The 16,827-nt window shown below is 65.7% G+C and carries 19 protein-coding genes; 6 read left to right on the top strand and 13 right to left on the bottom strand.

Annotated elements, in window-relative coordinates:
* The first annotated feature begins 82 nt into the window (after window positions 1-82).
* Entirely contained in the window at window positions 83-820 is a 738-nt protein-coding gene (locus BGI01S_RS25415; RefSeq protein ID WP_232624430.1) for a metallophosphoesterase, read from the top strand.
* A gap of 68 nt (window positions 821-888) precedes the next feature.
* Here the strand turns inward: BGI01S_RS25415 and BGI01S_RS25410 are convergent, their stop codons facing one another.
* Both BGI01S_RS25410 and BGI01S_RS25405 read right to left on the bottom strand, forming a co-directional pair.
* Window positions 889-1,590, bottom strand: coding sequence for an RES family NAD+ phosphorylase (locus BGI01S_RS25410; RefSeq protein ID WP_042329035.1), 702 nt, complete (start codon window positions 1,588-1,590; stop codon window positions 889-891).
* Window positions 1,587-1,949 carry an antitoxin Xre/MbcA/ParS toxin-binding domain-containing protein gene (locus BGI01S_RS25405; protein WP_084585494.1) on the bottom strand — a complete coding sequence of 121 codons (363 nt, stop codon included), beginning with the start codon at window positions 1,947-1,949 and terminating at the stop codon, window positions 1,587-1,589. Before BGI01S_RS25405 ends, BGI01S_RS25410 begins: the two co-directional genes overlap by 4 nt.
* Before the next feature lie 187 nt (window positions 1,950-2,136).
* On the opposite strand from BGI01S_RS25405, the gene BGI01S_RS25400 reads away from it, so the two are divergent.
* Window positions 2,137-2,775: a hypothetical protein gene (locus BGI01S_RS25400; RefSeq protein WP_042328966.1), complete on the top strand. Its 639-nt coding sequence runs from the start codon at window positions 2,137-2,139 to the stop codon at window positions 2,773-2,775.
* A gap of 7 nt (window positions 2,776-2,782) precedes the next feature.
* Here BGI01S_RS25400 and BGI01S_RS25395 read toward each other — a convergent pair whose 3' ends face one another.
* Together BGI01S_RS25395 and BGI01S_RS25390 are read right to left on the bottom strand one after the other, a co-directional pair.
* Complete coding sequence (locus tag BGI01S_RS25395) at window positions 2,783-3,721, bottom strand: HTH-type transcriptional regulator ArgP (RefSeq protein ID WP_232624431.1); 939 nt, start codon at window positions 3,719-3,721, stop codon at window positions 2,783-2,785.
* Between the two features lie 70 nt (window positions 3,722-3,791).
* Window positions 3,792-4,643, bottom strand: coding sequence for a LysR family transcriptional regulator (locus BGI01S_RS25390; RefSeq protein ID WP_042328961.1), 852 nt, complete (start codon window positions 4,641-4,643; stop codon window positions 3,792-3,794).
* Between the two features lie 98 nt (window positions 4,644-4,741).
* On the opposite strand from BGI01S_RS25390, the gene BGI01S_RS25385 reads away from it, so the two are divergent.
* On the top strand, window positions 4,742-5,125 hold the full coding sequence (locus BGI01S_RS25385) for a tautomerase family protein (protein ID WP_042328960.1): 384 nt from the start codon (window positions 4,742-4,744) through the stop codon (window positions 5,123-5,125).
* Window positions 5,126-5,224: 99 nt separating this feature from the next.
* Here the strand turns inward: BGI01S_RS25385 and BGI01S_RS25380 are convergent, their stop codons facing one another.
* The gene (locus BGI01S_RS25380) at window positions 5,225-6,922 is read right to left on the bottom strand and encodes a methyl-accepting chemotaxis protein (protein WP_042328958.1); all 1,698 of its coding nucleotides are present in this window, start codon (window positions 6,920-6,922) and stop codon (window positions 5,225-5,227) included.
* 198 nt (window positions 6,923-7,120) lie between these two features.
* The gene (locus tag BGI01S_RS25375; RefSeq protein WP_042328956.1) at window positions 7,121-7,915 is read right to left on the bottom strand and encodes an SDR family NAD(P)-dependent oxidoreductase; all 795 of its coding nucleotides are present in this window, start codon (window positions 7,913-7,915) and stop codon (window positions 7,121-7,123) included.
* A gap of 217 nt (window positions 7,916-8,132) precedes the next feature.
* On the opposite strand from BGI01S_RS25375, the gene BGI01S_RS25370 reads away from it, so the two are divergent.
* A complete protein-coding gene (locus BGI01S_RS25370) occupies window positions 8,133-8,969 on the top strand; it encodes a TOBE domain-containing protein (protein ID WP_042329033.1) in 837 nt (278 codons plus the stop codon).
* Between the two features lie 87 nt (window positions 8,970-9,056).
* Here the strand turns inward: BGI01S_RS25370 and BGI01S_RS25365 are convergent, their stop codons facing one another.
* From BGI01S_RS25365 to BGI01S_RS25350, 4 genes are all read right to left on the bottom strand, one after another.
* Complete coding sequence (locus BGI01S_RS25365) at window positions 9,057-9,758, bottom strand: sulfate/molybdate ABC transporter ATP-binding protein (protein WP_042328954.1); 702 nt, start codon at window positions 9,756-9,758, stop codon at window positions 9,057-9,059.
* Between the two features lies 1 nt (window position 9,759).
* Window positions 9,760-10,434: a molybdate ABC transporter permease subunit gene (gene modB / locus BGI01S_RS25360; RefSeq protein ID WP_042328952.1), complete on the bottom strand. Its 675-nt coding sequence runs from the start codon at window positions 10,432-10,434 to the stop codon at window positions 9,760-9,762.
* Between the two features lie 21 nt (window positions 10,435-10,455).
* The gene (gene modA, locus BGI01S_RS25355; protein ID WP_042328950.1) at window positions 10,456-11,229 is read right to left on the bottom strand and encodes a molybdate ABC transporter substrate-binding protein; all 774 of its coding nucleotides are present in this window, start codon (window positions 11,227-11,229) and stop codon (window positions 10,456-10,458) included.
* Between the two features lie 133 nt (window positions 11,230-11,362).
* On the bottom strand, window positions 11,363-12,064 hold the full coding sequence (locus BGI01S_RS25350) for a phosphatase PAP2 family protein (RefSeq protein ID WP_042328948.1): 702 nt from the start codon (window positions 12,062-12,064) through the stop codon (window positions 11,363-11,365).
* A gap of 366 nt (window positions 12,065-12,430) precedes the next feature.
* Between BGI01S_RS25350 and BGI01S_RS25345 the strand changes: the two genes are divergently transcribed.
* Together BGI01S_RS25345 and BGI01S_RS29820 are read left to right on the top strand one after the other, a co-directional pair.
* Entirely contained in the window at window positions 12,431-13,627 is a 1,197-nt protein-coding gene (locus BGI01S_RS25345) for an extracellular catalytic domain type 1 short-chain-length polyhydroxyalkanoate depolymerase (protein WP_042328947.1), read from the top strand.
* A gap of 108 nt (window positions 13,628-13,735) precedes the next feature.
* Complete coding sequence (locus BGI01S_RS29820; RefSeq protein ID WP_074766744.1) at window positions 13,736-13,912, top strand: DUF3563 family protein; 177 nt, start codon at window positions 13,736-13,738, stop codon at window positions 13,910-13,912.
* A 100-nt stretch (window positions 13,913-14,012) separates the two neighbouring features.
* Here the strand turns inward: BGI01S_RS29820 and BGI01S_RS25340 are convergent, their stop codons facing one another.
* The 3 genes from BGI01S_RS25340 to BGI01S_RS25330 form a co-directional block, all read right to left on the bottom strand.
* Complete coding sequence (locus BGI01S_RS25340; protein ID WP_042328945.1) at window positions 14,013-14,471, bottom strand: TspO/MBR family protein; 459 nt, start codon at window positions 14,469-14,471, stop codon at window positions 14,013-14,015.
* Between the two features lie 46 nt (window positions 14,472-14,517).
* Window positions 14,518-16,014, bottom strand: coding sequence for a cryptochrome/photolyase family protein (locus BGI01S_RS25335; RefSeq protein ID WP_042328944.1), 1,497 nt, complete (start codon window positions 16,012-16,014; stop codon window positions 14,518-14,520).
* A gap of 221 nt (window positions 16,015-16,235) precedes the next feature.
* Window positions 16,236-16,655 carry an organic hydroperoxide resistance protein gene (locus tag BGI01S_RS25330; RefSeq protein WP_042328943.1) on the bottom strand — a complete coding sequence of 140 codons (420 nt, stop codon included), beginning with the start codon at window positions 16,653-16,655 and terminating at the stop codon, window positions 16,236-16,238.
* Window positions 16,656-16,827 lie beyond the last annotated feature (172 nt).

The raw sequence follows: 16,827 nt of genomic DNA, 5'->3' as shown, positions 1-16,827 counted from the left end.
GCGTCAGTTTTGCCCGCCGAGGCGCCAGGATACGATAGGCACCGCGCATACGCACTCGCGGATGCAGCATTATCATGAGCACATGTCTTCCGTACTCGTTAACCCAGTTCAGCATCATGCAGCCAATGCGAGCGGCCGCGATTTCGTGGTCGGCGACGTGCACGGCTGCGTCGATGCGCTGCGCTATCTGCTGCGCATGATCGCGTTCGACCCGGCGTGTGACCGGCTCTTTTCGGTCGGCGATCTGGTCGATCGCGGCGAACATTCGGAGCAGGCGCTCACGCTGCTCGACAAGCCGTGGTTCTTCGCCGTGCTCGGCAATCACGAAGACACGCTGTGCGCCGTCGCCGAAGGACGTTTGCGGCGTCAGTGGTGGTATGGAATCGGCGGCGCGTGGGCCGCGACACTGCCCGAAGAGCGCTTGCAGCACTACGCGGAACGTCTGCGGACGCTGCCGCTCGTGCGCGTGGTCGGCAGCGGCAAGGAGCGCTTCAATGTTCTGCACGCCGAATTTTTTGGCACCGACGCCGATCTCGACGCCGGCAATTTCTCCCCCGACACCCGCCAGCAGTTGCTGTGGGGACGCGACCTCGCGGTGGGCAACGCCGATCCGCTGCGGCAACGCGGACTCTCGCTGACCTACTGCGGCCACACGCCGATGCGCGACATCACGCAGATCGGCTCGCAGGTGTTCATCGATACCGGCGCGTTCGGCCCCGGCGGCAAGCTGACGATCGTGCAGCCGCAGGCGCTGATGCGCTGGTCGATTTCGGTCGAAGAAGCGCGCGCCGAGGGGGCCGCGGCGCTCGCTCTGCCCTGAGCTGGTCCTGACTCGCCCGCGTCCGGCGCAGCACCGGGACGCGACGCGAGGGTAGGGCGATCCGTTCGTCAGCCGACCTGACTGAGCTCGAACACGATATCCACGCTCGTGCCGTTCCAGTTGTATTCCAGATACGCCGCGTGATGGCAGTCGCGCAGCAGCGTGGTGCGGAACGCCGCGAGGCATTCGCCGCCGTTGTCCCGCACCGACGGATACACGATGCCCGGCGCACCCGCCTCGCGCACCGCGCGGCCGAGCGACTGGCCGGCCAGATAATCGCCGGGCGACAGCACCGCGAGATCGAGCGACGCGTCGTTGCGCAGATCGACCACGCTGCCTTGCGCCGCCACCGTGTAGAGCCGCATCTGCTGGCGCATCGGCGGCTCGGCGGTCGCCTCCAGAAACTTTCCCGTGTGATAACGCGTTTCGGCGATCGCGGTGGCGCGCGAGCGCGCGCAGTAAAACACGCCGTAGGTGCCGTCGGAGAAGCGGCTGCCGAGTGGATTCAGATGCGTCAGCGCGGCCATAATCGGTCCGTAGCCGGGGCCGAAGCGGCGTTCTTCGCGCGGCACCAGATCGAGTTCGCCGACTTCGGTGCGCAGGCGATCGTTGGTCATCGCTTCGAGTGCGTAGAGCGCGTCGAAATCTTCGGGAGAGGCGACCCGGTCGAACAGGTTCACAGCCGGGAAACGTGTCGGGATCACCCGGTACGCGGGCGTCCAGTCGAGCGGCGCGGTAGGCCAGCGGTCCTGCCAATGCGGTTGTGTCACGCCCAACCGCCTCGCATCGCATCGAGATACTGGCGCACGGCCACGAGATCGCTGATGTTGCCCGCCAGCATGCGGTCCAGCGCGCGGCGGCCGCCGAACGGCGGCGCGCTGTTGGGGCGTTTGATCCAGGTGTCGGCGGCGCTGGGTTGCGGCAGCAGAATTTGCAGCGCCTTGTAGATGCCGAGCAGCAGCGACAAACGCTCTAACGTATCGCGCCCGAGTCGCGCCGTTTCAGGCGTCGCTTTCCATTTGAAGAAGGTCGAACGGCCCGGCGAGCCGAGCAAAACGATCTGCTCGTCGGCGTTCAGGTCCCAGTCGCGCGCGATGTTGAAGAACGCGCGCAGACCCGCCGCCGACATCTCCGTGAGCGTGGGCGCCGAAACGGGCCGACGAATCGGCTCTTCGGGCGGGTTGAGGCGGGCAGCGTGAGCCATGAGCGGGTAAGTCCCTATATGTACTTGGAATTGATATTAGTCTAAATATGGATTTTTGCAAGAGAATATAATCCCCGCTCGTCATGCAGTCAAAGATCAGGAGAAGCAGGAGATGTGGGTTCGAGCAGTAGTAGCGGCGCTCGCCGTGTGGTGTGTGTCGGAGGCGGCCCTGGCTGCGGGTTATACGGAAGTCTGGAATCCGCCCGAGGCGAGCGGGCATGCCGCGAAATCGGCGGCGAAGAAGGCCGCGGCGGGTAAGGGCAAAGGTGTTGTGAAGGCCGACTCGAAAGCGGGTTCGAAGCACGTGGCGGGTGCGGCCCGGCACACGGGGCCGCGTGTGGCGACAGCCGCAGGCGCCGGCACGGCACACGGCGGTAAGCTCGCGGCGCACGGCGGCGTGAAAAAGGTCGCGGCCAAAGGCGCGGCGAAAGATATGGCCAAGGGCATGCCGAAAAGCGGCGCGAGAATGCCGGCCGTGGGCAAGCCCAAAATGACAGCCGTCGTGACGGCGCAGGCCGGAAAGCCGCATGCTCCGCTCGCTCAGGCGAAGTTGGGGCAGGGCAAGATCGTGCATGCCAACCTGGTTCAAAGCCGCAACGCGCGTCCTCATGCGCTCAAAGTCTCGGCGAAACCAGCGACCTCTCAGATGAACGCGTCGGCCGCTTCCGCAAACGTTGGCGCGGCTCCGCTGGAAGCTGCCACCAATCCCGCGACCGCCAGCAGCGGTTCGCTGCCGCCGATCCTTCACTGATCCCGGCTCACGCGACGCGTTTGCGTCGTGGCTTGCCGCCCGGCGGCCCCAGCGCCGCGCGACCCAGCTCGACGATTCGCGCCGACAGCTTTTCGAGGCGCGGCGACTGGACCTTCCACGCGTGCCAGTACAGCTCGACGTCGGTGGGTTGCTTCGGCGCGAGGTCGATCAGCTCGCCACGCTCGAGCGCATCGCCGAATTCCAGCTCGGGCACCATGCCGTACGCGAGTCCGCGCTGGATCGCCATGTAGCGCGGCACGGGCGCGGGCACGTAGTGGCACGGATACGCTTCCGGTGGCAGCCCAAAGCGCGTTTCGAGAAACCGCGCCTGCAACGCGTCCTTGCGCGAGGACAGAATCACCGGCGCGCGCCGTGCGCTCTCGCGCGTCAACCCGTTCGGAAACCACCGCTCGACGAACGCAGCCGACGCCACCAGCCGGTAACGCATCGCGCCGAGCCGTTCGGCGAAACAGCCGCGCATCGGCGCCGGTTCTGTGGTGATGCAGCCGATCGCGAGGCCCGACGCGAGCAACGCGTGCGTGTGGTCCTGATCGTCGACGGTCAGGTCCAGCAGCACGTTTTCCTGCAGCAGTACATTGGACAGCGCGGGGAAAAACCACGTCGACAAGGTGTCCGCGTTGACGGCGGCGACGACGCTCAGCAACGCGTCGTTGGCGCCCGCCAGATCGCTCGCGAAATCGTCTTCGAGCAGCGCGGCGCGTCGCAGATATTGCAGCAGCCGCTGGCCCGTCTGGGTCGCGCGGCACGGCCGCGTGCGCACGATCAGCGGATTGCCGAGGCGCGTTTCGAGCGCCCGCACCCGCTGCGATACCGCCGACGACGTCAGGTTGAGCCGCAGCGCGGCCTGCTCGAAGCTGCCGGTTTCGATGACCGCACGGACGGCGGCGGTTTGTCGGGGGTCGAGGTCCACGGGTCTGCTTTGCACGAGTTGTTTTTCCAGCTTAAGCGAAAAGGCAGTGAGTTCTAGCCATGAGCGGGCGCGGCGCGGGGTGTCGTCATGACGCGGCCAAACCGTTCGCCACGAGGCGCAACGTTTCGACCGAGCGCGGGTCCCGCACCCGCGAATGCAGCGTGACGCGCGATTCTGGCAGCGACGGCAAGCCGAGCCGCTCACCGACATCGACCAATCCGCGCGGCGCCACCCGGCGCGCCAGCGGCGACACGGCCAGTCCCGCCGCCACCGCCGCGCCGACCGCCGCCACCCCGCCGCCGACGAACACTTCCTGCCACCCCATCCCCGCCTGCGTCAGCGCGCGCAGCGCCACATCGCGCACATTGCACGGCGCACTTAGCAACGCCAGCGCCAACGGCTCGCCGGCCCTCGGCAGCCACGCCGGCGTCGCGAGCCAGCCGAGCGGTTCGCTGAACAGCGCCTGGGCATCGTCGCGCGGCGGTTCGTCGGCGCCGTAGCGAACGATCACCGCGTCGAGCCGGCGTTCGTCGAATTGCGCGAGCAGCGCCGCCGACTGGCCCATATGCAATTCGACCACGAGGCCTGGGTCGTGTGCATTGAGCCGGGCGAGCAGCAGCGGCAGATCGGGCCCCGCGACGTGCTCGCTGAGCCCCAGTACGAGCCGTCGGCGCTCCACCGACAGCGAGCCCAGCGCGCGCTCGTGCGCATTCAGCAACTCGCGCGCGGCAGCGAGAAACGCGTGGCCGTCGGCGGACAGGCGCACCACGCGCGGCGTGCGCTCCAGCAACTGCTTGCCCAGATGCGCTTCCAATCGCTTGAGCTTCAGACTGACCGCCGATTGCGTCGTGTCGAGCGCGTCGGCCGCACGCGTGAAGCTGTGCAGATCGGCAACCAGGACGAACGCGCGCACCGCATCGAGATCGAGAACTTTCATTTCCAATGAATATAGATGAAATAGCCGATGATGTCTGTTTATTATGACTGGACGCGCCTAAGCTGTGTTCATCCAACACAGAAACAAGGAGTTCGATCATGCCGCTCACCCGAATCGCTTTGCGCGCCGGCAAGCCGGCCGAATACCGGAAGGCGCTGACCGACGGCATTCAGCGCTCGCTGGTCGACACGTTCAACGTGCCGAAGGACGACCAGTTCGTGCTGATCACCGAGCACGAGGCCAGCAATTTCGTCTACGACCGGCAGTATCTGAACATCGAGCGCAGCGACGATTTCGTTGTGATTCAGCTGACCGTGAGCAACACGCGTTCGATCGAGCAGAAGAAGGCGCTATATCGGCGGATTGTCGATGAACTGGCGGAATCGCCGGGGGTGCGACGAGAGGATGTGTTTATCAATCTCGTCGAGGTGGAGAAGGAGAATTGGTCGTTTGGGAACGGGATCGCGCAGTACGCGGTGTGACGCGAGGCTGTGTTGCGCGGCGGGGCGGGAAACATCGCCCCAACCGAAAGTCTGGACACCGCGAGCCGCACGCGGTGTGACAGACGCCAAAACCGAAGACTAGAACGTGTCCCAGTCGCTATCCGCAGTTGCGACCGCGCGCTTAGGCTCCGCGACCACAGCCTTCGGCGACACCGCGACAACAGCCTTCGGCAGCGCGGCCCGCATCGCGGGCTTCGCGATGGCGCCGGAACTTGCCATGTCACCGATGCGGAACACCGACACCGTCTGCTTCATCTTGTCTGCCTGCGCGTCGAGCGATTGTGCCGCCGCCGCAGCCTCTTCGACGAGAGCAGCATTTTGCTGCGTGGTCTCATCCATCTGCGTCACGGCCTGGCTAACCTGCTGGATGCTGCGGGTCTGTTCCTCGGAGGCCGTGGCGATCTCGCCGACGATATCCGACACGCGCCGAATCGCTTCCTTGATGTCGGCCATCGTCGTGCTGACTTCCGAAGCCTGCTGCGTGCCGCCCTGAATCGTTGCAACCGACGTCGAGATCATTTCCTTGATCTCCTTGGCCGCGCTCGCCGAGCGTTGCGCGAGGCTGCGCACTTCGCTCGCGACCACTGCAAACCCCCGGCCCTGCTCACCGGCGCGCGCGGCCTCGACCGCCGCGTTCAGCGCCAGGATGTTGGTCTGAAACGCGATGCCTTCGATCACGCCGGTGATCTCGGAGATTTTCGTCGAACTGCCGCTAATCTGCCCGATGGTCTGCACCATCCCTTCGACGGCGGTATTGCCCATGTCGACGACGCTGGCCGCTTTCAGCGCGAGGGTATTCGCATTGCGCGCGTTGTCGCTGTTCTGGCTGACGGTTTGCGTCAGTTCCAGCATGCTGGACGCGGTCTGTTCGAGCGACGCCGCCTGCTCTTCGGTCCGCGCGGACAGGTCGAGGTTGCCGCTGGCAATCTGTTTCGACGCCACGCTGACCGACTCGGCACTTTCGCGAATCGAGCCGATGGTCGTCGCGAGACGCTCCTGCATGCGCGCGACCGCGACCAGGATGCTGCGCCGGTCCGCGCCGCGAGCGTCGACGGGTTTGCTCAGATCGCCGCCGGCAATCTGTTCGACGACCTGCGCGACCGCCGCCGGTTCGCCGCCGATCTGCTGCACGACCGCACGTGTCACCACGAGCCCGAGGCCGATCGCAACCGCCACGCCGGCGAGCGCGCAGATCGCGATCCACCACGTCACCGATGCGACCAGCGTGGTGCCTTGCGCGACGCGCTGCTTCGCGAGTTCGTCACGCACGTCGGACAACTTGATCATCAGCGTGCGCAGCTTGACGTGCAGCGGGTCGGTGGTGGCTTTCAACTCGGCCAGCGCGCCGGTCTGGTCGCCCTGGTCGGCGAGCGCTTCGACCTTTTCGACCGACTTCATGTAGGCGGGCCACGTGGCGTCGAAATCGCCGAGCAGCTGTTTTTGCGCATCGGTGGTCGCGTGCGTGCGTTCGTAGTCGAACGCGGCGAGGATCGACGCTTCGCCGCCGTGGTTCAGTCTGACCGTGTCGGCCCGGCCGGCAGCATCGGCGTTCAGGATGTACGAATACAGTCGGCGGAAATGCGAAGCGGCTTGCCACGCGGCGGTGCCGTCCTGGCGCACCGGAACGAATTCGCGTTCGTACATTTCGGTCTGCATCGTCGCGACGGCGCGCACCTTGAGTACACCCACCGTGCCGACGACGGCGGTAACGAGCGCGCACAGCATCAACGAGCCCACAAGCTTGTGGCTAAGCTTGAGATTGGAAAGCCATTGCATCTTGGATTAAGTCTCTCGAACGGAACATGAAGACGCCGACCTCACGGGGTCGGACGTGAGTCCGGGATAACGGCAGTCAGGGGCCGCTTCTTAAGCCTGACGTGCCGATCCCGTGGCTGCCTCGGGTTCGCGTCGGATGCGTGCGCGCTCAGGCGATTGTTCGGGCCCTGCGCTTATGGCTATCCGCTGAGGCCGTCATCATGCAATCGTATCGATCACCCCGCCGTCCACGCGCAGCGCCGCGCCCGTCGTCGCCGACGCTTGCGGCGAGCAGACGTAGACGACCATGTTCGCCACTTCCTCGGTGGTGGCCGCGCGCTGGATGATCGAGCTGCTGCGATGCTCGCGCACGAACTCGGTGGCGACCTGTTCGACGCTTTTGCCTTGCTCCTTCGCGGTGTCTTCGACCATCGCGCGGAAGCCGTCCGACAGCGTCGGTCCCGGCAACACGGAATTCACGGTGACGCCGCTGCCGGCCGCCTGTTTGGCGATGCCGCGCGCAATGCTCAACTGCGCGGTCTTCGAGAAGCCGTACGCGAGCATGTCCGGCGGAATATTCAGCGCCGACTCCGACGAGATGAACACCACGCGGCCCCACTTGCGCGCCATCATCCCGTTCAGGTAGTGGCGCGTGAGCCGCACGCCCGACATCACGTTGACCTGGAAGTAGCGCTCCCAGTCGTCGTCGCCGGTGCTGAACAGGTCGCCGGGTCCGAAGATGCCGAGGCTGTTCACCAGGATGTCCGCTTGCGGCACGGCTTGCGCGAGCGCATCGCAGCCCTCGCGCGTGCCGAGGTCGGCGGCGAAGCCTTGGAGTTTCGCTTGCGGCGCTGTCTTACGAATGCTGTCGAGCGCGCGGTCCACCGCGTCCTGCTTGCGTCCGTTGACGATCGTCAGTGCGCCTGACGCGGCAATGCCGGTTGCGATAGCGAGGCCGATGCCCGCCGTGGATGCGCTGACAATCGCGGTCTTGCCCGATAGATCGATGTTCACTGAGTGGCTCCTTGTGGAAGTTGCGGCGAGCGGGCCGAGGTGTGCCGTGCCGAAAAACGTGAAGGGCGGCGTGGTCGAAACGTCGAGCGCAAAGTATCCCATCTATCCGTTTTCGCGGCCGGCCATGCGCGAGGCGTCAGCCGCGCAGGCGGTGGCGCACGTGTGCGTGGCTATAATGATTTGCCGCCTTTTCCCGGACCCTTCACCGCTTTCCGCCATGACATCCGACCGCACCGATCCTCGTCACGAATCTCTCGAACTCGGCGGCTCCGTCTGGTTTCAGGCCGGCGCGCAAACGCTCGGCGGCGCGTCGCGAATCGCGCTGCTCGCAGCGATCGGCGAAACCGGTTCGATCACCAGTGCGGCGAAAGCCGTCAGCATGAGCTACAAAGGCGCGTGGGATGCCGTCGACACGATGAACAACCTCGCCGGCGAGCCGCTCGTCGTGCGCCTGACCGGCGGCAAGGGCGGTGGCGGCACCACGCTCACGCCGCGTGCGGTGAAGCTGATCGAGACGTTTCGCGCGGTCGAACGCGAGCATCGGCGCTTTCTCGAACGCGCGGGCGCGGCGATCGACGGTTTCGCGACGGATTGGGATCTGATCGGCCGCATCGGCGTGAAGACGAGCGCGCGCAATCAGTTCTATGGCACGGTGTCGGCGATCACGCGCGGCACGGTCAACGACGAAGTGTCGCTGGCGCTGCCCGGCGCTCACACGATCGTCGCCGTGCTCACGCATGAGAGCACCGAGACGCTGGGTCTGGCCGAAGGCGTCGCGGCGTTCGCGTTGATCAAGGCGTCGTGGGTCGTGCTGCTCGTCGAAGATGAAAGCGGCGCGCCGCTCAAGCTGTCGGCGCGCAATCAGTTGCACGGCGTCGTGCAGAGCGTGAAGCGCGGCGCGGTGAATGCGGAGGTGTCGCTTGCGCTCGAAGGTGGCGCGGTCATTACGGCGGTCGTCACGAATGAAAGCGTCGACGCGCTCGGTTTCGCGGAAGGCTCGAATGCCGTTGCGGCGTTCAAGGCGTCGAGCGTGATACTTGGAGTGAAGGATTGAGAGCCGCAAAGCCGCGAGCGGCGTAAGCGACACAGACGGCGCGAGCCGCGCAAATGGACGCCGGCCGGCGCCGCGTCCCTGGCTGAATCAAGGCTCGCTACGCGCGTAACCCGCAAACGGATGATTCTCGCGCACGCAGCCGTCGCTGACTTGCACGACCTGATCGCCGAATGCGGCGACGTCGTCGGGGTCGTGCGTGATCAACACCATCGGAATATCGAGCCGCGTTTGCAGGTCCGACAGCTCGCGCCGCATGCGCTGGCGCAGCGCGCTGTCGAGCGCGGAAAAGGGCTCGTCCAGCAACAGCAGGCGCGGTTGCGCAACCAGCGCCCGCGCCAGCGCCACGCGCTGCTTCTGTCCACCCGACAACTGCACCGGATGATTGCCCGCGACGCTTTTCAGCTCCAGCGCGTCGAGCCAGTAGTCGACCTGCGGATGCGCATGCCGCGCGCGCGGATTGAGCCAGCCCTGCCGCAAGCCGAAGCCGATGTTCTGGCGCACGTTCAGATGCGGAAACAGCGCGTAGTCCTGAAACAGGTAGGCGATCTTGCGTGCTTGCGGTTTCAGATCGACGCCGCGCGCGCTGTCGAACAGCGCATCGCCATGCAGTGTGATCGCGCCTTCGTCGGGACGCAGCAGCCCCGCGATCGCCTGCAAGGTCAGGCTCTTGCCCGCGCCCGATGGTCCGAACAGCACCACGCGCTGGGTGGTCGCCCGGAACGACACGTCGAGCGTGAAGCGGCGCTCGGCGCTCTCGAAGGTCTTGCGGATGTCGACGGCGAGCGGCATGTCAGCGCGAACTCAGAAGCGTGTGCTGCGGCACCAGGCGGCCCGCGAGCAACAGGATCACGACGCACGTCACCGAGGTCACGAGCACGAGGAAATTCGCGGTGCCGTCGTCGCCGGCTTGCACGGCCGAATACACCGCCACCGACAGCGTCTGCGTGCGCCCCGGCAAGTTGCCCGCGATCATCAGCGTTGCGCCGAATTCGCCGAGCGCGCGCGCGAACGCCAGCAGGCCGCCGGCGAGAATGCCGCGCGCGGCGAGCGGCAGCGTCACGCGAAAAAACACCGCCGTTTCGCTGACGCCGAGCGTGCGCGCGGCGCGTTCGAGTTGCGGATCGACAGACTCGAACGCGGCGCGCGCCGACTTCAGCACGAGCGGAAACGCCACGACCGTCGACGCGATCACCGCCCCCTGCCACGTGAACACCAGCTGGATGTCGAAGCGGTCGAGCCACGCGCCGATCACGCCACGTCGTCCGAGCAGCACGAGCAGGTAATAGCCGAGCACGGTGGGCGGCAACACGAGCGGCAGCATCAGCAGCGAATCGATCACGTCGCGCACGCCCGAGCGCCAGCGCGATAAACCGAAGGCCGCGGCGACGCCGAACACCAGATTGAGCGCGGTGGCCCAGCCCGCCACTTTCAAAGACAGCAGGAGCGGAATCCAGACCTGTTGCATGAGCGCGCGTGTCCGGTGAGATTAATGGGCGGGCCTGAAGCCGTACTTCGCCAGCACGCTCTGACCGGCCGGCGACAGCACGAAGTCGATGAAGGCCTGGGCATCGGCCGCGTGGCGGCTGCCTTCGACTTGCGCGATCGGATAGGTGACCGGCGTTTGCGTCGGCACGCTCAGCGCGACCTTGACCTTGCCGGGCATGATCGCGGCGTCGGTGCCGAACACGAAGCCCGCGTCGACTTCGCCGCGCGCCACATAGTCGAGGCTTTGACGCACGTTCGACGCCAGCACGGCTTTCGCACTCACCGCATCCCACACGCCGGCGGCCTGCAACGCGCCCTGCGTATAGCGGCCGACCGGCACGGAGGCCGGATCGCCGAACGCGATCCGCTTCACGTTCGCGGCGGTCAGATCGTTCAGCGCGGCCGGCGCAAAGTGGCTGTCGGCCGGCACGATCAGTACCAGCGAGTTGGCCGCGAAGTCGCGGCGCGTGGCCGGCACGATCACTTTTTCCGCGGCGGCGTTGTCCATCGCTTTCTGATCCGCGGACGCGAACACGTCGGCGGGCGCGCCTTTGACGATCTGCTGCATCAGCACGTCGGAGGCGCCGAAGTTCAGCAACACCTTCGTGCCCGGATGCTGCTGCTCGAAGACTTCGCTGACCGCCTTGAACGCGTTGGTCAGGCTGGCGGCGGCGGAGACCACCAGTTCGTCGGCGCGGGCGTTGGCGCTGATCGCGACGGAGACGGCGCTGGCAACGCACAGCGCGTGTTTCAGAAAGCGGCGGGCGAATGTCATGGAGACGTGGATGTCCGGCGCGGACCGGATCGGTGGATTAAAACGCTATCGTAATATGCGAAAGGATATAACGGTACTCGCGACAACGATTCGTCACGCGCTTAACGCATTTTGTGAAGCGGCAGGGGCGCGCTCAGACGCGGGGCTCACGCGGCGGCGCGAGCGTGTTGAGCGTTTGCGAGAGCGGCGCGGTGGCCGGGCGCGGATCGCGGATGGACCTCCACTTGGCGCGGATGAACGGCCGGTCGTGCCCGGACACCTTCAGCGCGATATGCGTGACCCAGCGCTGCGTCGGCACGTGCACGCCGTGCATCAGCACGGCCAGCGCCAGCATGCTGAGTGCGACCGGCAATGCCGACAGACGGCCCGGCTCGGCATTCCACGCGATGCGCACGAACACCAGCGCGGCCAGCGCGCCGACCATACAGCCGGTGACGGCCTCGGACGGCGAGTGAGCACTCAGCACGACCCGCGACAGACCCACCGCGATTCCGGCAGCCAGTCCCAGTACGACGCCGATCAGCCGGATCGCGGGGCGCGCGGGCAGCAGCATGAGGAACAGGACGACCGGATAGACGGCGGTGGAGAGCATCGCGTGGCCGCTGACGCCGGTGAAATTCAGTTCGCGCACGCCGACACCCCAGCCGAGGAACGCCAGCTTGGTCACGGTCACCACGCCGATCGCCGCGCCGAGCAGCAACAGCCAGCCCGCCGCCAGCCGCCACGTGTAGCCGAGCCCAAGCCAGAGCGCGATGGCGAACGCGAGCGGCAGCGTCATGCCGGCACCGCCCAGACTGGTGATCGAATACCACAGATGAAGAGGTAAATCGGGCATGGCAGGAGTGCGGCGGAGGCCGCGTAAAATCGGGTCAGTGGGACAAATCGACGCGCGAACGGCGCGAAACGCCGAGGCGGCGCCAGCCCGCAGATCAATTGATTTAGCCGCCAGTATAGACGGGTGCTGCATCGCGGTCTTGCCGCGCGTCGCGCATCTGACCGCCGAACGTTAGGCGCCCAACAGGCGTGGCAGCAATTCGACGCCGGCCCGCAGTCGAGGTTCGCCGCGAGGAAATTCGACCTTGGCGGGTGTCGCCGGACTCCAGCATCGCATGAGGATTGGTGTTATTGTGCATTGCACAACGAAATATCGTTCGAGGTTTTGTCGAGCGAATCCTGTCCCTTTTTGCGAGGTTTTCCGCCGATGGCAAAAAGTCTATCGAAAGTCTGGCTGCGCGGTTTGAAGCGGCTGCTCGCGATCCAGACCGAGCACGCCAAAAAAACCACCAAGCGCCTGACGGCATGGCCCGCGCGGCCCGCCACCGCCAAGCCGTCCAGCAAGGTTCGCCCGGCCAAGCCGGCGGCCGCGCTGCGCGTGCCGGCGAAGCGCGAGGTGTCGCGCGCCAATGCGCGCGAGTCGCGGGTGCGGCCGCGCGCGTCGGCATGGGCGAGCGGCGCATGGACGCGTTCGTTCCATTCCGCGCCTGCCGCGCCGGGACGGCTCGTCAATCACCTGCAGTACGGCTTGTATATCCCGTCGGGACATGCGCTCGAGGCAATGCCGCTGGTCGTGATGCTGCACGGCTGCACCCAGTCGATCGACGAATTCGCCGAAGGCACGCGGATGAACGTGCTGGCGGATCGCTTCGGTTTTGCCGTCGTGTATCCGGAGCAATCGAAACATGTGCATTCGCATCGCTGCTGGCACTGGTACGACGCGGGCGAAAGCGCCGGCGGGGCCGAGGCGCGTGCCGTGGTGTCGCTGGTCGATGCGCTCGTCGCGCAGCACGGTTTTGATGGCGAACGCGTGTATGTCGCCGGGATTTCCGCCGGCGCGGGCCTGACGGCGCTGCTCGCACTCAAATATCCGCAGCATTTTGCCGCCGTCGCGTTGCATTCCGGCCCCGCTTTCGGCGAGGCCCGCTCGGGCATTGCGGCGATGGACGTGATGCGGCGCGGCGCGCGTCGCGAGCCGGCCGCGCTCGCCGACGAAATGACCGATGTGGCCAATTACCCGGGCATGCCGGCGATTGTCATTCACGGCGACGCCGATCACGTCGTGGCGCCCGTCAATGGCGATCAATTGGCGGAGCAGTTCCTCCGCCTGAACCGGATCGTCGACGCCAACGGCGCCCGCAAAGTCGGCGAAGTCCGCGAAGAGCGCAAGGGCGGCGTAGTGACGCGCGATTATGTACGCGGTGGGCGGCGCGTCGTGCGGCTGTGCCGTGTGCAAGGGCTCGCCCACGCGTGGAGCGGCGGCGACGACGCCGTGCCGTTCCATTCGGCGAAAGGCCCAGACGCGAGCGCCATGGTGTGGGAATTCTTTAAGCATCAACGCCGGACCGGCGGCGGCCGTATCGCGGAAAGCGCCGCCACAGCCGCCTCGTCGGCCGGGCGGTGACCCGAAAGCAACGCTTCGAAAATGAGCAGTGGCGCGAACCTAGGGTTTTCCCTATAATACGGGTTATCCCTTAAGCCTTAACGCCAAAACCCATTGACGAGGTTGATCATGTACCTGCTTAGCCGACTGTTCCTGTTCCTGACCAAATCACCGGACCAACTCGCGAAAGAGCGCGCTGACGCGTTCCTCGCCGAAGCTACCGATCTGTACGATCTCGAATTCCGCATGCGCAAGCTCGACCGTGAGGCGAACGTTCGCCAACCGTCGTGGATGAGCCAGCACTAAGCTGAGCGAGTCGAAGCATCGGCGCGCAGTGAAACGCCGATGCCAGGGGCGAGGCGCTCGAGTCGCCATCCACCCGACGCTCCGCAGGCTGCCGCACGGTTCAAACAGCCGGATTCAACTGCCATAGCGCGTAGTTCAACAGCGTCGCGAACGCCACCCAGGCGACATACGGCAGCAGCAGCACTCCCGCCCAGCGGTCCCGTCGCCAGAAGACGAAGGTCAGCGCGACGATCAGGATCAACAGAATTGCGATATCGGCCAGCGCCAGATCCGGTCGATGCAGGCCAAAAAACAGCCACATCCACGCTGCGTTGAACAGCAACTGCACCACCCATAAGACGATCGCCGAGTTCGACCCGTCGCGCTTCCACACGCGCCACGCGGCAATCGCCATCAGCACATAGAGCGTCGTCCACGCTGGCGGGAACACCCAGTTCGGTGGATTGAACGCGGGTTTTTGCAGCGACGCGTACCACGCATCGGGCAGAAACTGGCTCGCTACCAGCCCGGCAGCCAGCGTCAAAATCAGAAATACGAGCAGCGACGGCAAACGGCGCATCCTTCACCTCCCCAGCAATTCTCGATCAAGCGACGTAAGCGGGTGCTCACTTGCCGAAACGTGCTAGCGTGCGCGCGCGCGCTTCGGCATGGTCGACGATGGGCGCCGGGTAGTCCTTGCCCAACTCCACGCCGAATTCCGCGAGCCGCTGCGCGCCGGCGAGCCACGGAGCATGAATCCATTTCGCGGGCAGCTTCGCCAGTTGCGGCAAATAGCGTTTGATGAAGCGCCCCTCGGCGTCGAATTTTTCCGACTGCGTGACCGGATTGAAGATCCGGAAGTACGGCTGCGCGTCGCAACCCGTTGACGCCGCCCACTGCCAGCCGCCATTGTTCGCCGAGAAATCGAAGTCGTTCAGTTGTTCGGCGAAATAGCGCTCGCCGAGCCGCCAGTCCACGCCCAGATCTTTGACCAGAAAACTCGCCGTCACCATTCGCAGGCGATTGTGCATGTAGCCGGTTCGGTTCAGTTGCAGCATCGCGGCGTCGACCAGTGGATAGCCGGTGCGGCCGTCGCACCACGCGGCGAAGGCTTCGTCGGCCGCCGGGCCGCGCTCCCAGCGCAGGCGATCGTACTCCACCTTGAACGACGCGCCGCTCGCAAGCCGCGGATGATGCGCGAGGATCATGAAGTAGAAGTCCCGCCAGGTCAATTCCGACAGCCACGTGGCCGAGCCTTGACCGTCGGGTTGCAACGACATCTCGTGGGCGAGGCGGGCGAGCGTGCGGATCGAGACCGTGCCGAAGCGCAGATGAACCGACAGATAGCTCGGCCCCTTGGCGGCCGGAAAATCGCGCCGGTCCGCATAGCTGTCGATGCGGCTCAGGAAGTCGTCGAGCAGGCGCTGCGCGCCGCTCATGCCCGTGGGCAGTTCCAGTTCCGCGAGGTTGCTCGGTGCGAAGCCGAGTTGGTCGAGCGTCGGCAATGAGCGGTCGAGCTTCGGCGGCGGCGCCAGATGCGCCGCGTAAGTTTCCACGGGATACGGCTTCAGATCGAACGCCGTCAGTTGCCTGAGCCACGCGTTCCTGTATGGCGTGAAGACGGTGAACGGCTTGCTCTGGCCGGTCAACACCTCGTCGCGCTCGAAAATCACCTGGTCCTTGAACGTCAACCACTGCCGCCCGGCTTCGGCCAGATGCTCGCGCACCGTCTCATCGCGTTCGAGCGCGACCGGCTCGTAATCGTGATTCGCGAACACCGCCTCGACGCCGAGTTCGGCGGCGAGCTTCGGCACGAGATCGGCCGGATCGCCGTACAGCACGATCAGGCCGCCGCCTTTCGCACGCAACGCATCGTCCAGTTCGCGCAGCGCGGCGAGGATGAACTCGATGCGGCGGTCCTGCACCCGCGTGTCCGGATGACGAGCCTGCCATGCGTCGACGAGCGGTTGCAGGATCGTCGTATCGAACACGAACGCGCACCAGACCCGCTCGCAATGCTTGAGCGCGTAGTAGAGGGCGGCGTTGTCGGTGTTGCGCAGGTCGCGGCGGAACCAGACCAGACCGGTGTCGAAGGAGTCGTTCAGTCGTCGGGCTCGGGTCATCGGATCGTCGATCTTTGCTCAGAGGGAAGGAGACGCCATGGCAAACAGCAAGCAGCAAGCGAGGGCCCCGGCCGGCGTCGCAGATTGCGTGCCGAGTCCACCAATGAACCAGCGCCCGCCCCTATTGTGCAGGGTGCGGGCGCTGTTGACCGCCGCGCGCGGGTGGCGTGCCGTCTCGTCGATTCGGTGGCGACTCAGCCGCCATTCATCGACGTCGCAGCTTACGCGACTTGCAGACGGACCGCGACGTTGTTGCGGGTGGCGTTCGAGTACGGGCAGACCTGATGCGCCGCGTCGACCAGTTCCTTCGCCGCATCCGCGGGCAGGCCCGGCAGCGAGATGCGCAGATCGATATCGAGCGCGAAGCCGCCTTTGTCGTTCGGACCGATGCCCACTTCGGCGGTCACTTGCGTGTCGGCTGGCAAAGTCTGCTTTTTCTGGCCCGCGACGAACTTCATCGCGCTCAGGAAACACGCCGAGTAGCCGGCTGCGAACAGTTGTTCCGGGTTCGTGCCTGCCGCGCCGTTGCCGCCCAGTTCACGCGGTGCGGCCAGCTTCACGTCCAGCGCATTGTCCGACGACACAGCACGGCCGTCGCGGCCACCGGTACTCGTTGCACTTGCCTTGTAGAGGATGTTCATGGTGTTGCTCCTTGTCTGGGTTGTCTTTCAGGGTCTGCATGGGTGCCGTTGTCTGCTGGGCCGCCGTTCTGGCGGAGCGCTAGCGAAGCGGCATGTGGTTAAGATAGTACACAAATTATTTGTGTGCAAACTAAATTTTGCATCGTCCCGATAGTGGGCGTTTTACGGGAGC

Origin of the sequence: Paraburkholderia ginsengisoli NBRC 100965 (genome assembly GCF_000739735.1) — a bacterium.
GTDB classification, from domain to species: domain Bacteria; phylum Pseudomonadota; class Gammaproteobacteria; order Burkholderiales; family Burkholderiaceae; genus Paraburkholderia; species Paraburkholderia ginsengisoli.
This window is presented reverse-complemented; position numbering and strand designations above follow the sequence as displayed.